At 68.9% G+C, this 13745-nt stretch carries 14 protein-coding genes; 7 read left to right on the forward strand and 7 right to left on the reverse strand.

Going from position 1 to position 13745, the window contains the following annotated elements:
• The first annotated feature begins 4 nt into the window (after nt 1-4).
• Nucleotides 5-1177, forward strand: coding sequence for a sulfotransferase (locus tag AAF430_14060; GenBank protein ID MEM7411358.1), 1173 nt, complete (start codon nt 5-7; stop codon nt 1175-1177).
• Nucleotides 1178-1209: 32 nt separating this feature from the next.
• Here AAF430_14060 and AAF430_14065 read toward each other — a convergent pair whose 3' ends face one another.
• Together AAF430_14065 and AAF430_14070 are read right to left on the reverse strand one after the other, a co-directional pair.
• On the reverse strand, nt 1210-2379 hold the full coding sequence (locus tag AAF430_14065; GenBank protein MEM7411359.1) for a hypothetical protein: 1170 nt from the start codon (nt 2377-2379) through the stop codon (nt 1210-1212).
• Between the two features lie 59 nt (nt 2380-2438).
• Nucleotides 2439-3206, reverse strand: a complete 768-nt coding sequence (locus tag AAF430_14070) for an enoyl-CoA hydratase/isomerase family protein (protein MEM7411360.1) — start codon at nt 3204-3206, stop codon at nt 2439-2441.
• A 335-nt stretch (nt 3207-3541) separates the two neighbouring features.
• On the opposite strand from AAF430_14070, the gene AAF430_14075 reads away from it, so the two are divergent.
• Nucleotides 3542-4711 (forward strand): amidohydrolase family protein, encoded by a 1170-nt coding sequence (locus AAF430_14075; GenBank protein ID MEM7411361.1) that lies wholly within the window; start codon nt 3542-3544, stop codon nt 4709-4711.
• A gap of 63 nt (nt 4712-4774) precedes the next feature.
• On the opposite strand, the gene AAF430_14080 is transcribed toward AAF430_14075, so the two are convergent.
• From AAF430_14080 to AAF430_14090, 3 genes are all read right to left on the reverse strand, one after another.
• Entirely contained in the window at nt 4775-6052 is a 1278-nt protein-coding gene (locus tag AAF430_14080; protein ID MEM7411362.1) for a hypothetical protein, read from the reverse strand.
• A gap of 130 nt (nt 6053-6182) precedes the next feature.
• Nucleotides 6183-6875: a VOC family protein gene (locus AAF430_14085; GenBank protein ID MEM7411363.1), complete on the reverse strand. Its 693-nt coding sequence runs from the start codon at nt 6873-6875 to the stop codon at nt 6183-6185.
• A gap of 205 nt (nt 6876-7080) precedes the next feature.
• The gene (locus AAF430_14090) at nt 7081-8013 is read right to left on the reverse strand and encodes an SDR family NAD(P)-dependent oxidoreductase (GenBank protein ID MEM7411364.1); all 933 of its coding nucleotides are present in this window, start codon (nt 8011-8013) and stop codon (nt 7081-7083) included.
• Nucleotides 8014-8198: 185 nt separating this feature from the next.
• Between AAF430_14090 and AAF430_14095 the strand changes: the two genes are divergently transcribed.
• The 5 genes from AAF430_14095 (at nt 8199) to nei (ending at nt 12116) form a co-directional block, all read left to right on the forward strand.
• Complete coding sequence (locus tag AAF430_14095) at nt 8199-9158, forward strand: hypothetical protein (protein ID MEM7411365.1); 960 nt, start codon at nt 8199-8201, stop codon at nt 9156-9158.
• A complete protein-coding gene (locus tag AAF430_14100) occupies nt 9158-9988 on the forward strand; it encodes a metal-dependent hydrolase (GenBank protein MEM7411366.1) in 831 nt (276 codons plus the stop codon). The genes AAF430_14095 and AAF430_14100 overlap by 1 nt, the downstream gene beginning before the upstream one ends.
• Before the next feature lie 25 nt (nt 9989-10013).
• Nucleotides 10014-10376: a VOC family protein gene (locus tag AAF430_14105; GenBank protein MEM7411367.1), complete on the forward strand. Its 363-nt coding sequence runs from the start codon at nt 10014-10016 to the stop codon at nt 10374-10376.
• Nucleotides 10377-10445: 69 nt separating this feature from the next.
• A complete protein-coding gene (locus AAF430_14110; GenBank protein MEM7411368.1) occupies nt 10446-11210 on the forward strand; it encodes a sulfite exporter TauE/SafE family protein in 765 nt (254 codons plus the stop codon).
• Between the two features lie 72 nt (nt 11211-11282).
• Nucleotides 11283-12116, forward strand: a complete 834-nt coding sequence (gene nei / locus AAF430_14115) for an endonuclease VIII (protein ID MEM7411369.1) — start codon at nt 11283-11285, stop codon at nt 12114-12116.
• Nucleotides 12117-12135: 19 nt separating this feature from the next.
• Here nei and AAF430_14120 read toward each other — a convergent pair whose 3' ends face one another.
• Nucleotides 12136-13047, reverse strand: coding sequence for a 3-keto-5-aminohexanoate cleavage protein (locus tag AAF430_14120; GenBank protein MEM7411370.1), 912 nt, complete (start codon nt 13045-13047; stop codon nt 12136-12138).
• A 60-nt stretch (nt 13048-13107) separates the two neighbouring features.
• On the reverse strand, nt 13108-13692 hold the full coding sequence (locus AAF430_14125) for a hypothetical protein (protein ID MEM7411371.1): 585 nt from the start codon (nt 13690-13692) through the stop codon (nt 13108-13110).
• Nucleotides 13693-13745: the final 53 nt, after the last annotated feature.

The raw sequence follows: 13745 nt of genomic DNA on the forward strand, positions 1-13745 counted from the left end.
TCTGATGACCACGCCCGACGTCAGCCTCGAACCCGACGATCTCCTCGCCGAGGCGTCCCAACGCGCCGATGGGCTCACGGACCTCGGCGAAGAGCCGTTTCGCGAGGGGTTGGAGCGGTTCAGCGCTTCCCTGGAGTCGGAAGGGAAACTGAATCCCCTTGGACGCGTGATCGCGAAGGAACGGGCACTCGGTCATGCGGTGAACCGGCTGCGCTACGTCGACGACCGCAAGACGCATCCCGAGATCGCGAAGCAAGAGATCGAGAAGCCCGTGTTCATCGTTGGGCTTCCGCGCACAGGCACGACGATCCTCCACGATATCCTGGCGAAGGACCCGTCGAATCGCGCCCCGATGACGTGGGAGACGATGTTCCCGTCGCCGCCCCCGGAGGCCGCGACCTTCGACACCGACCCCCGCATCGCCCAATGCGCCGCCACGTTCCCCGACGTCTTCGACCAGATCCCGGGCTTCAAGGCGATGCACCCGATGGGGGCCGAACTCACCCAGGAGTGCGTCACGATGATGGGGGAGGCGATGATCACGCCGCTCTTCCACAACCAGTTCCGCGTTCCGAGCTACCAGGACTGGGTCGATGACGAAGCCGATTTCGGTCCGGTCTACGCGTTCCACCGGAAACAGCTCCAACACCTCCAATCACGGCACGCGCGCGATCGTTGGATCCTGAAGACGGGCGCCCATATGTGGGGGCTCGCCCATCTGCTGGAGACCTACCCCGACGCGCGGATCGTCTTCACCCACCGCGATCCGGTCGACTCGATGACCTCCTACGCGAGCTTGACGTCCTTGGTTCGGACGATGGGGAGCGATTCCGTCGACCGCGAGGAGATTGCGGCCGACTGGACGGCGCGCCTGCAGAAAGTGGTGGCGCGCACCCTCGCGGTCCGAAACGCCCGGGACTACCCCGACGCTCAGTTCACCGATGTCCTGTTCTCGGATTTCGTCGCGGACCCCTTCGCGACGGTACGCCGGATCTATGAGGCCTTCGGGATCCCGATGAGCGCCGAGGCCGAGGCCCGGGTGCGCGCATTCATCGACGACAACCCGAAGGGGAAGCACGGGGTTCACGAGTACGCGGCCGAGGACTACGGGGTCGATCCGCGCGCCGTGCGGGACGCTTTCGCCGGGTACGTCGAGCGCTTCGGGCTGGCGCCGTAGCCGCGGTTGCGCGCGCTGTGAGGGCGTAGCCCTCAGACCAGGAAGCTGTCCGGCGAGAGCCCCACCCGGAGGCGACCGTAGAGTTCGTGGCGCGCGTCGGCATCGAAGGCGATGTGGCCGACGACCACGTTGGCGTCGCGCAGGGCGCGCTGCAGCGGATCGGTGGAGAACTGGGCGCTACCGCCGCTGGCGTTGGATACGAGCTGGATGGTGTCGCGGGCCTGGTGCACCGAGCGCGTCATCGCGAGCGCCCAGCGCGCGCGGTCGAGCATGCTGGCGTCGCCGCGTCGCGCCATGACGTCGGCGATCGTGTCTCGCATCCGACGTTCCGCGTCCTGCAAGCCGGCCTCGGCTTCGGCGATGCGCCGTTGGATCGAGCTCTTCGCGCTCTCGGGTTTGCTGCCGAGCATGCGCACGCGCGCCGCGGTCTTCTCGGCGAAGCGCCGCACGACGCTGCGGGCCTGGCCGATGATCGGGGTCGACGCCGCGGTCATCAGCACTGGAACCATCGGCGTGCGAAAGATCGGATCCGACCAGAGCCGGGCGCCACGGCCGTTCCCGGACACCGCGTCGAGGAGCGACATGCTCTGTTCTTCGGGAACGAAGACCTCGTGCAAGACGACGTCGTTGCTTGCCGTGGCGCGCATGCCGGCCACGTGCCAGACGTCGTCGATCTCCACCTGGTCGCGCGGCACCGCGAAGAAGCGGGGGGCGGGTCCGCCGTCTCCACCCGGGTCGCCGCCGACCATCACCCAGGAGCAGTGGGACGACCCGCTGCCCCAGCGCCAGCGCCCGTCGAGCACGAAGCCTCCGTCGACGGTGCGGCAACTGGACTCGCCGTGGATCGCGGCGGGCGCCAGCACCGGTTCGGCGTCGGCGTAGAGGCTCTTCGAGAACGACTCGGGGAAATGGCAGAAGAGCCAGTTGTGTTCCACCAGGAAGGTGGTCCACCAGGCGAGCGAGGTATCCGCCTCGCCCAGGGTCATGCCCACGTCGCAGAAGGTGTCGAGATCGAGCGCGTCGCCGCCGTACTCGCGGGGGAGCAGGGCGCGGAAGACGCCGCTGTCGCGTACCAGTTCCACGGCGCGGTCGGTGGGCCGTCGCAGCTCCTCGGAAGCCGCGGCCTCCTCGGCCAGCTGCGGCACGACCGCGCGGACACGCTCGAGGAGTTGGGCGGCTCGTTCGTTCGCTGCGGCGCTCATGTCGACACCCTACTCGATCGCGCCGGCTTCGGGTCCACCGCGCACGCTCGTCTTGGCGCTCAGTCGCGCGGCCACTCGGGCGGCCGCTTCTCGATGAACGCCTTCATGCCCTCGGTCATCTCGGGGCTTCGCATGGCCCGTTTGAACAGGTTGTGGTCGTGGCGGGGGAGCCGGGCGTTGAAGTCTTCCTTGATCATCGAGCGCGCCTGGGGCCCGGTGCGTCGGATCTGGTCCAGGGTCCACGCAATCTCCGACTCGAAATCGGCGTCGGGTACCACCTTGCCCACCAGCCCGAGGCTCTCGGCCTCGCGCGCTTCGAGCTTTGCGCCGGTGAACATCAGATACTTCGCCTTCCCCAGTCCGACGTAGTCGGCCAGGCGCGCGCTCATGTAGGGGTCGGGGATGCCGCGGAGCAGCTCCGGGCTGCGAAACACGGCGCTCTCGACCGCGATCGAGACGTCGCTGTGCATCAGCAAGTTCAGCCCACCCGCGTGACACGCACCGTTCACGGCCGCGACGACGAGCTTGCGGCAGCTCTCGAAGTGGCGGAACGGGAAGTTGGCCGTCGGATCGGCCTCCTTCATGGCTGCCGAATCTTCCTGCTGGCCCGACATGTCGCCGCCCACGCAGAACCAGTCGCCGGTGCCGCGGAAGCAGAGGGCGTCGATCTCCGGGTCGTCATCGGCGAGGATCGCCGCGTCGCGGAGGCCCCGATACATGTCGAGGGTCATCGCGTTGCGGCGATCGACCCGATCGATCCGCACGTGCACCACGCGGTTCTCCAGCGTGCCGTGGAGGTAGGGCGTTCCGAGGTCGAGTTCCTTCATTCGGGTCCTTCCGAGCTACCGCGGGCCGTGCAGCGACGGCGCCAGGGGCGGCGCAGTCTATCAGCAGACCGCGGCGGGCTGGCGCTGGTGGCAGCCAGGATGCTTCGCCTGACCTGACGAACCGACCCTCGTAGCTCTTTCGGACGGATGGCGAATTTCGCCTCGAAGCACCATTCTCAAGGAGCCGTCGAGCAACGCCCCGTTCCCGGGCCTCGACTCCCCCCAGCCGCGCATGCGCCCGGCTCTCACGCCGGAATCCGTGCGTCGCGCGAGGAGGTCGTTCGAGTCCCGAAGACGCGGGAGAACCGCGACTTCCGCGTGGAAAGGAAAGCCCCATGAGCCAGAAGCTCTTCGAGAAGTACAAGGTGATCGACATCGACACCCACATCACCGAGCCCGCCGACGTGTGGACGGCGCGGGTCCCGAGCAAGTGGGGCGACAGGGTTCCTCACATCAAGCAGATCGAAGGCCGCGACATGTGGTTCATCGGGGATCAGCCGGCGGGAGGGCCTGGCTTCGTCACGATGGCGGGCCACACGGGCACCTTCCCCGACGTCCCGCATGGCTACCACGACATCCCGGCCGCTTCCTACGACGCCAAGGCCCGCCTGCAGCTGATGGACGAAGAGGACATCTACGCCATGGTCCTCTACCCGAACCTCGGCGGCTTCGGGTCGGGGGGGTTCCTCAAGCTCGGCGAGCCGGACCTGATGCTCGCGTGTGTGCAGGCCTACAACGACTTCCTGGTCGATTGGTGCAGTGAAGACCTGAACCGGCTGCTGCCCGTGATGGCGCTGCCCTTCTGGGACGTCGATGCCTCGGTGAAGGAGATCGAGCGCTGCGCGGCGAAGCGACACCGCGCCGTGCTCTTCGGGAGCCGGCCGGAGACCTTCGGCGAGCCGCCGCTCGCCCACAAACACTGGGATCCGATCTGGGCGGCGACCCAGGATGCGGGGCTGCCGATCAGCTTCCACATCGGTTCCGGCGATCTCAGCGAGATCGTGAACGACTCGGCCGACATGGGGGCGAAGGCGAACTTCTCCCGCGGTGGCTCGCTGGCGCTGCTCGACAACCAGAACTGCCTCGCCAACCTGCTCTTCGGCGGGGTCTGCGCGCGCTTCCCGAAGCTCGACTTCGTGTCGGTCGAGAGCGGTGTGGGCTGGCTGCAGTGCGTGCTCGAGATGTTCGACTGGCAGTGGGTGAACGGCGACGTCGTGAAGGAGCACCCCGAGTACGATCTGTTGCCGTCGGAGTACTTCAAGCGCCAGGTCTACGGTTCGTTCTGGTTCGAGCGCCGGGGCATCGACGCCGCCATCGAGGCCTTCCCCGACAACCTGATGTGGGAGACCGATTACCCCCACCCGACGTGTCAGTACCCGAGCCCCAACAGCTCGGCCGAGCGGCCGTCGGACTACGCCGAGGCCGCACTGGCCAACGTGCCCGAGGCGACCACCCGAAAGATCCTGCAGGACACTCCGGCGCGCCTCTACGGCGTCGAGCTCTAGCCGGCCGTCGTCACCGAACGACCCGACGGACGGGCCCGGCAGCGCGCCGGGCCCGCGTCGAGGTCAGTGACGCCGAGAGCGGCGGGGGCCCCGTCCGCTCCGTGCGCCGATCCCAGCGAGCACGGCGGCGAGCGCCGCGAGTGCGATCGGGCCGAGCGAGGGCAGGGCGGGCACCGGGTTCGCGACCAGTCGGAAATCGAAGGCCGAGGTGACGTAGGTGGTGCCATCGGCCTCGACCAGCAGGCGGTAGTCGCCCGGCAGCAGGACGTCGTCGAAGTCCAGCGTCTCGCTCTGCTCCGAGGTGTCCGTGCTGACCGCGTAGAGGACCGTCGCGCCGCGGGTGAACGTCAGGTCGGTCGTGCCGAAGCCGATCCCGATTCCGCTGGTCTCGCTGTTGTCCAGGGTGCCAATGATGCGGACGCGTGCCTTGCGGTCGAGGCGGAAGCTGACGTCGTAGACCGAGTCGGCAGTGCCTTGCGAGCTCGTCTCGCCGGAGATGTCTGCCGACCCCGCGGCGAGGCCGTCACCCGCCAGCTCGGCAGAAGTGGCGGTGCTGTCCTGGCTCGCGAAGCCGAGGCCGGCACCCGCCGACACGTCGAAGGTGGCGAAGGGCGCCGACGGCGTGATGTTGAACGACTCGGGCGGGTCGCACTGTTCGCCCCCGCCCATGGTCGCCGTGCAGTTGGTTCCCGACCCGTCGATGAAACGAGCGTCGGAGAGGAGTTCCATCGTGCCCCCGGTGCCGAAGACCGGGTCGGGCGGCTCGGTGACCGTGATGTCGTCGACCGCCAGCACGAAGACGCCCAGCGGGTAGCTGATCGTCACGGAGACGACCTCATCGAAGTCGCTCGAAAGGCTGCCCGTCACGAAGACGTTCCCGGTGGGCGAGAAGGAATCGGCGACACTCCCGCCGCCTGAAGTCGTCCCGTCGATCGCGATCAGACCGGCCATGAGGAACGTGGAGTAGGAGATCGACTCCAGGTCGAACGCGGCGCCGTCGGTGCGTGCGAGCGTGATGCTGCTGATGGTGTCGGTGACGACGTACTGGCCGTTCGAGAATGTCGGGCAGCCGGTCGCTCCGGGCGTCGGGCAGAGGGAGCCGCCGGGTTCGACGCTCGACACGGTGAGGGTGAAGTCGCCTTCGACGATCGGCCCCCCGGGAGCGCCCGAGGTCTGGGACTCGAAGTCGAGCACGACCGCCCCGGTCGGCGAAGCCAGGCCTAACAGGAACCACAAGGCGACCCAGAGACCTCGCTTCGAGGCCAGACCTCGACTCGAAGCGGTTCGGTTCCGAGACGGCAGCTTCGGGGTGCACACGCAACGATCGGGTCCGTCGAACATGTCGACTCCTCGTTGGGGCGATCCGCATCCGGGTGGTCCGCGGGGGCCACCTCGAGCCCACTGCAATCTACACCCGCTGGGGTCGGCGTGTGTGACGAATCCCAGCGGGGGCCCGGCGGCCCCAACCTTCCTATTCGTCGACCGCGACCGGCGGATCGGGCTGGCTGCTCCGCTCGAAGACGACGGCGTCGGGCAGCGCGACCACCTTGCGGTACGACTGCTCCTCGTAGCCGCGCATCCAGGGCTTCTCCGGGTCGAACTCGGGCTGAGGAACCGCGCCGTTCTCGGATGCGAACGGGGCCGGTGCCCGATAACGCTCGAGCTCCTCGGCCGTAATGCCCGCCCGCGCGACCACGTCGGGGTCGATCCAGGCCCGGCCGTCGATGGCGCGCTCCGAGGTCGCGATCTCCAGGCTCAGGTCTTCGGGGCCCGCGAAGTACATCGACCAGCACATCCCGTGATCGATCGGGCCGAGTACCGTGACCCCGTGGGCGCGAATCCGATCCCGCAGCGCGAGCAACTCGTCCTTCGTGTCCACGTTGAGTGCCACGTGCTGCATCGTGCCTCCCGCACAGGGGTTGCCGCCGTTGCCCGCGTGGGTGACGCCCAGCGTCCGCTCGATCTTCGCGATCTCCGGGGTTTCTACGAAGGCCAGGTACGAGGCGTCGTTCAGCTTGAGGAAGCCGTGCCACGCGCCGTCCACGCCGTGCATCCAGTAGAGCGCGACCAGCTCCATGCCGAGCACTTCGCTGAAGAACGCGATCTGTGTCTTGATGTCGGCGGTGGCGACCGCCAGATGATGAACGCCGCTGGGTAGGCCCATGGGAAGCTCCTTCGCGATGCCACGAGTGTCGCACGTCCGGGATCCCCTGGGGCGAGTCCTCCGGCGGGTCCCAGCCCGCTCACCGCTTTCTCGTCGCCGGCATGCGAAGACTGGATCGACGCAGCCCGTGCCGGCAACCCGGTGTTGTTTCCGGGACGCGTCTCGTGGGAGGGCGCACTCGACGCGAGCGCGCCCTGGCCCGCGCTCAGCCGAAGGACACGCCCGTCAGCTTCTCCGACTCGGCCCAGAGCCGGGCTTCCGAGGCCGGTTCGTAGGCCCACGGCGCGTAGCCACCCGTCGCCTTCGGGTCGGGGATCGGTTCCGCGATCTGGCAGTCGAGGAGATACTTGCCGCCGTGGGCGGCGAGCTCCTCGGCGGTCGCAGCCCACACCGAGGTGGCTGCGCCCTGGGGCACGCTCTTCAGGCTGACGCCGCGCGACGCGAAGTTCTCGGCCATGCCCTCGACGATCGCCGCAGGCAGGTGCCGGGTGAGATCGGTTTGAATCACGCCCGGGTGCACCGAGAGGGAGAGCAGACGATCGCCGAAGCGGCGCTGCAGCTCGGATGCGAACCAGAGATTCGCGGTCTTCGACTGGGCGTAGGCGAGGCGCGGGTCGTAGTCGCGCGCCTGCCACTGGAGGTCGTCGAGGTCGCAGGTGCCATAGAGGTGAGCGCCCGAGCTCAGCGTGACGACGCGCGCGTTGGGTGCGAGGGCGGGCAGCACCCCGGCCGTGAAGGCGAAGTGCCCGAGGTGGTTCGTGCCGAACTGGGTCTCGAAGCCGTCGGTCGTCTTCCCTTCCGGGCACATCATGACGCCCGCGTTGAGGATCAGGCGGTCGATCGCGCGTCCGCTCGCCACGATCCGCTTCGACGCTTCGGCCACGTTCGAGAGCGACCCGAGCTCGAGCTCTTCGCCGTCGAACTGGGCGCCCGGGACCTGTTCGCGCAGCGTGCGCAGCGCCGCGGCGATCTTGTCGCCGCCGCGCCCGGTGATCGTGACCGATGCGCCCACCGAGGCGAGGGCGCGCGCTGTCTCGATGCCGAGGCCGCCCGTCGCGCCGGTGACGAGTGCGTGCTTGCCGTCGAGGCGCACGCCTTCGAGGACTTCGTCGGTGGTGGATTCCGCGTGGAAAGGCATGGTCGGGCTCCTCGTGGCTGGGGTTCGCGAAAGGGGAGGGCGCGGTCGCAGGCTTCCGCTCCCTGACGATACCGGAGTCGGCTTGGTTCGACTCTGGCGGGCCCGCGCGAGCTGTCGGGGGAGACCTGGGGCGTCGGGGACCGTACCCGCCCCGATGCGGTAGCTTGTCCGACGGGAGACGCGCCATGGATTTCGCCCCGCCCATCGCGATCGACGGCCTGCTCGAGGATCCGAGCGCGGTTCGGGAGCTGCTCGAACGGCACGCCCCCTACGCGCCGGTGCAGCGCTACCTGCGCAGCGATGCCGAGTACCGCAACGCCAGCGGTTCGGGGGCGGCTCAGCAGATCATCGCTCCGAACTTCCGCGGCGACTGGGCCTTCGAAGGGCGTGTCGAACCCGGTGCCGAACTCTTCCTCGAGCACCCCACGCTGGTCGACGCGGCCGCCCGACTCTTCGAGAGCGACCTGGTCCGTCCCTTCGCCGTCTTCAGCAACATCACCTGGCAGCTGCCCTTCTCACAGGGCGGCGGGCACACGGACGTGCCGGCCTTCCGCGGGATCGACCGCCGCGAGTACCCCACCTGGTTGCTCGGCACGATGGGCCATTCGCGCCTCTTCGAGTCCGAGCGCATCCGCATCGCGACGGCCGTGGCCTGGTTCTACGCCGGGCCGGACGGCGGCTTCGAGTACTGGCCCGACGGACCGGAAGCGGCGTCGGTGCTGCACGAAGGCGCGATCGCGAACACGGCGATCATGGGCGACAACGACTTCATGTATCACCGCGTGCGGCCGGTGGGCCGCCGCGAGGACGGCTTCCCGGGCGGGCTCTCCCTCGACTCGCGGCTCGAGCACACGGGAGGCGACGACTGGCGGATCGTCGACGGCGACCGCGTCATCGCGACGCCGGGTTTCGACGCGCTGCGCGTGAGCGTCTCGTGGAAGGCCTACGTCTTCCGTGACGAAGACGAGCGCGATCGTGTCGACGCTGGAACCGACGCCCTGACGATCGACGCAGTCTGGCAGCGCTTCTACACCGATCTCGATGCGCGCAGCGTGGCGTTCGAGCGCCCGGACGCGCCGCTCGACGATGCCGCCTTCATCGATCTCCTGTCGCGCACCTACATGCGCGCACCCCAGAACGTCTAGTGCGCGCCCGACTTCCCGACATCGACTTTCGCGACGCCGACGGGTTCTGGCTGCCGAGCTGGCCCGAGTTCACCCACCGTATGAACGGGGCCTCGCTGCTGCTCCCGTACCTCGAGCCCTACCTGATCCGCGTGATGAAGCTCGCGCGGTCGCGGCTCGAGAGCGTGGCCCCCGCGCTCCTCGCGGACGTCGACCTCTTCAACCGCCAGGAAGCGAACCACTACAAGGTGCACGCGCGCTACAACGCGGAGCTGCGCGCGCAGTACCCCGGGCTCGAGCCCTTCGAGGCCGAGATCAAGGCCGACTTCCAGCGCTTCCTCGCCGAAGAGCCGCTCGAGTGGAACCTCGCCTACTCCGAGGGATTCGAGTCGGTCGGGCTCATCATGTCCGAGTTCTTCCTGCAGGAGATCCCGGACGCCCTCGAAGACGCCGATCCGGCGGTGCGGGAGCTCTGGGCCTGGCATCTGGCCGAGGAGTTCGAACATCGCTCGGTGGTGCACGACGTACTCGCCGCCGTCGCGCCGGGGTGGGTCCGCCGCCTCCAGGGCTTCCGCTTCTTCGGTCAGCACCTCTACGCCTTCACGGCCCGCGTCTGCGAACACATGACCCAGATCGACCGCGAGCGCGGTCGACTGCGAGACGACGATCCCCGCGTCCAGGCCAGCGCGAAGCGCTACGCCCGCCGGGAGTCGCGCTTCTATGCCGTGCGCACCGCGCAGCTGCTCACCCCCTGGTACCGCCCCCACGGCCGGCCTCTGCAGGCGCCGACCCGGCGGGTGCTGGAGTCGTACCCGCAGGCGCAGAGTCCGCGTGTCGCCGGCGGCGGGTGACCATATACCCCGCGAGGAAGGTCTCATGAAGTTCGATCTCGGAGTGCACCACGTTTCACTGAACGTCGACGATCTCGACGCGTGTCTCTCCTTCTACGTCGACACGCTCGGCTTGACCCCGATCGAACGCCCGGATCTCGGGTTCCCCGGAGCCTGGCTCGCGTTCGGCCCCCAGGAGCTGCACTTGCTCCAGGTCGAAGATCACCAGGCGCCGGACGGGCAGCATTTCGCATTCCGGGTGACCGACCTGGACGCCACCCTCGCCGCGCTCGACGCCGCGGGGGTGAAGGCCACACCGCCCTTCGAGATCCCGGGGGTGTGTCGGCAAGCCTTCCTGAAGGACCCGGCTGGCAACCTGCTCGAGCTGAACGAGCCGAAGTCCCGATAGACCCTTGGCGGATCGTTCGTTGGAAGTGCCGAGCGTCGACGGCGGGATTCGCGCGCGCGGGGCGATCGTTTGACGCCCGAGATCGCGCTCCTGCTCGTGGCCGGGGGGGCCTTCGCGGGCTTCGTCAACACCCTCGCCGGCGGCGGTTCCTTCCTGACCGTGCCGCTGCTCGTGCTGGCGGGGCTTCCGGCCACCGATGCAAACGCCACCAATCGGGTGGGCGTGCTGGCGGCGAGCGCGTCGGCGCTGTGGGGCTTCAAGCGAGAACAGGTTGGCGGCCTGCAGCACACGCTGCCGATGATCTTGTCGGTGCTCGCCGGTTCCTGGCTGGGGGCCTACGCCGCGAGCGTCGTCTCCGATGCGCTCTTCGAGCGGGCCTTCGGGTTCGTCATGCTGCTCGCGCTCCCGCTGCTGCTGCGCAACCCGAAGCCCGAGGGCGAGGGGCATCGCGTCGGTTGGGCCGCGCAGCTCCTCTACTTCGCCGTCGGCTTCTACGGCGGCGCGATCCAGGCGGGGATCGGGATACCGCTGCTGCTCGTGCTGGTCGGCGTGGCGGGCTTCGACCTCGTGCGTGCGAATCACATCAAGATGGCGCTCGTCGGCGCGCTCACGATCGTTGCGCTCGCCCAGTTCATCTGGGCGGGGAAGGTGTGGTGGGCCTACGGGCTCGCTCTCGCGGTCGGCAACAGCGTCGGTGCGCAGCTCGCCGCGCGCTGGGGCTCTCGCGTCGGGCCTCGCTTGATCCGCCCCGTGCTCGTCGCCTGTGTCGTCCTCCTGGCCGCGCGCATGATCCTCGGTGGCGGAGCGCTCGCCTTCGGAGGATCGGGCGCCTGAGCGTGCCGGCGGCCTCGCGCGGCGCAGCGTGCGCGGCAGGCTAGGGTCCCCCTTCACGCGAGGGAGCGCCCGATGCCCGAAGGCCCCGAAATCCGCCGCGCCGCAGATCGCGTGCAGCGCGCGGTCGCCGGAAAGGTCGCCGAGCGCGTCGAGTTCCTGTTCCCCGATCTCCAGTGCTACGGACCCCAGCTCGAGGGTCGGGTCGTCACCCACGTCGAAACCCGGGGCAAGGCAATGCTGACCCACTTCGACTGCGGGCTCAGCGTCTACTCCCACAACCAGCTCTATGGGCGCTGGTACGTACAGCGCGCGGGCACCTTCCCGCGAACCGGCCGCAGCCTCCGCTTCGCCGTTCACAACGAGACCCACTCGGCGCTCCTCTACAGCGCGTCCGAGATCCAGGTGCTGGAGACGGGTCGCGTCGACGAGCACCCCTTCCTCGCGAAGCTCGGCCCGGATCTGCTCGCGCCGACCCTCGACGAGAAACGGCTGCGCGCCCAGATCGCCGACCCTCGCTTCGCGCGCCGTCCGTTGCACGCGTTGCTGTTGGACCAGGCGTTCGTCGCGGGCGTCGGCAACTACCTGCGTTCGGAGATCCTGTTCCAGGCGAAGCTCCATCCTCTGCGGCGTCCGAAGGAGCTGTCGGCGACCGAACGGCGTCGCCTCGCGCGGGCCGTGCTGACGATCGGTCGCCGAGCCTACGAGACCGGCGGCATCACCAACGATCCGCGTCGGGCGAAGCGTCTGATGAAGGAAGGGCTCCGCCGCGGACAGGCGCGTCACCACGTCTTCACGCGAACGAACCGTCCGTGCTGGACCTGCGGGACGCGGGTGCAGCGCAAGGACTGGGGACAGCGGAAGCTGTTCTTCTGCCCGCGCTGTCAGCCCGAAGTCGCCGACACGTAGGGCGCGCGCGTCGCCGGTGTCAGGCGGCCTGCGGCCGCACCGGGAACTGGGGGAGCTGCAGGAGTCCGGCGGCCTCGGCGGGCGTCGCGAGGGGACGCCCGTGCTTGTGGGCGATCTGCGCGACGCGGTCGACGAGGGCTTCGTTCGTCACGCTTCCGTTGCCGCCCCCGAGCGGTTCGAGGCCCACCTGCACGTGTCCGCCGCGCAGAATCGCCTGTTCGGCCAGGCCGCAGTCGACGCAGTCGTCCCCGAAGACCGAGACGAGCCAGGGGAGGCCCGAACCCTCGATCATCTCGAGATAGGCCGCGAGAGCGGTCTCGGTGGGAGGGAGGCCGAAGGGCACGACGTTCGTTCCGAAGTAGAACTTGAGCAGTCCGCCCGGCGGCATCCGCCCCGCCTCGACGTAGGCCAGGATGAACTTCACGAAGCCCGGCTCGAAGATCGAGATGCTGAGCCCGAGCGAGAGTCGACGACAGGCTTCCACGTAGTAGTGGGAGTCGCTCATGTCGTTGCGATAGAGGTACGTGCTCGGGGCGAAGAGCCCGTCTTCCCCCCGGATCGAGTAGTTGAAGGTGCCCGGGTCGCAGAGTCCCATGGCCACCAGACCGCGCTTCGCGAGCACCTCGATGTGGGCGTAGCGCGTCTCCACCGGGACGCCTTCCTGCCCGACGGGCATGGTCGGGGTGAGGATGGCGTCGGGACGCGCTTCGAGGATGCGCCGCCAGGGCGTGGCGTAGAGCTCGGGATCGAGCCGTCCTGGCCCACCGATGATGGGCTCGGGGGTGTGGGTGTGGATGAGGGCGGCGCCGGCTTCCATGCAGGCGACTGCCTGCTCGACGACTTCGTCGTCGGAGATCGGAACATGGGGGTTCGCCGCCTTCGGCGTCTGCCCGTTCAAGGCGGCCTCGATGATCAGCGGTGCGGCGTCCATCGCGGAACGATAGCCGCCAAGGAGTTCTCCCGACGCGGGTCGGGTCGCCCCGGCGTCGGCCTACTGGACGGGGTCGGTGCGCCAATCGCGGGCGAGGTTCTCGATCGAGTCGACTCCCGACGACGGGGTCGCGAGCGGTTCCAACCAGAACCAGTCGTCGACCTGATCGTCCCGGGTGCGAATCGCGAAGCGCCGCGGCTGTAGGCCGAAGCGGGCGAAGTGGGCGAGCACGTGAGCTACGAGGCCGATCGAATCCTTGCCCTCGACGCGGGCGTAGACGTCACCGGGCGCGTCGTGGGAGAGCTGGGCCGAGATCGAGACCACGGGGTCGGGCACTGCCGAGGGCAGGTGGGGCGCACTCCGGGCCATGGCCAGGAAGTCGTGTCGCAGTGGCGCCCGCGCGTCAGCGGTCTGGAGCAGGAAGGACGCCGCCCAGGGGCCGGGCGGCGTGCGGATCGCATCGCCGACGACCACCTGGACGCGTGCGGCGAAGAGCTGGAGCCCGAGGTTCCCCGCCCATTCCGGGCGCAGGCGTCCCCAGAGCTCGAGTCGATGTCCGGTGCCTTCCCGCTCACACCGAAACCCGTCGGGCTCGGTGACGGCTCGGTGCATGATGGGTTCGAGCGCGCGAAGGTCGTCTCCCATGGCCATCTCTCCCGTGTTCCCCGTACCCACGGACAAAGCAAACCCCGTGCCGC

It is taken from the genome of Myxococcota bacterium (assembly GCA_039030075.1).
Taxonomy (GTDB): Bacteria; Myxococcota_A; UBA9160; order UBA9160; family SMWR01; genus JAHEJV01.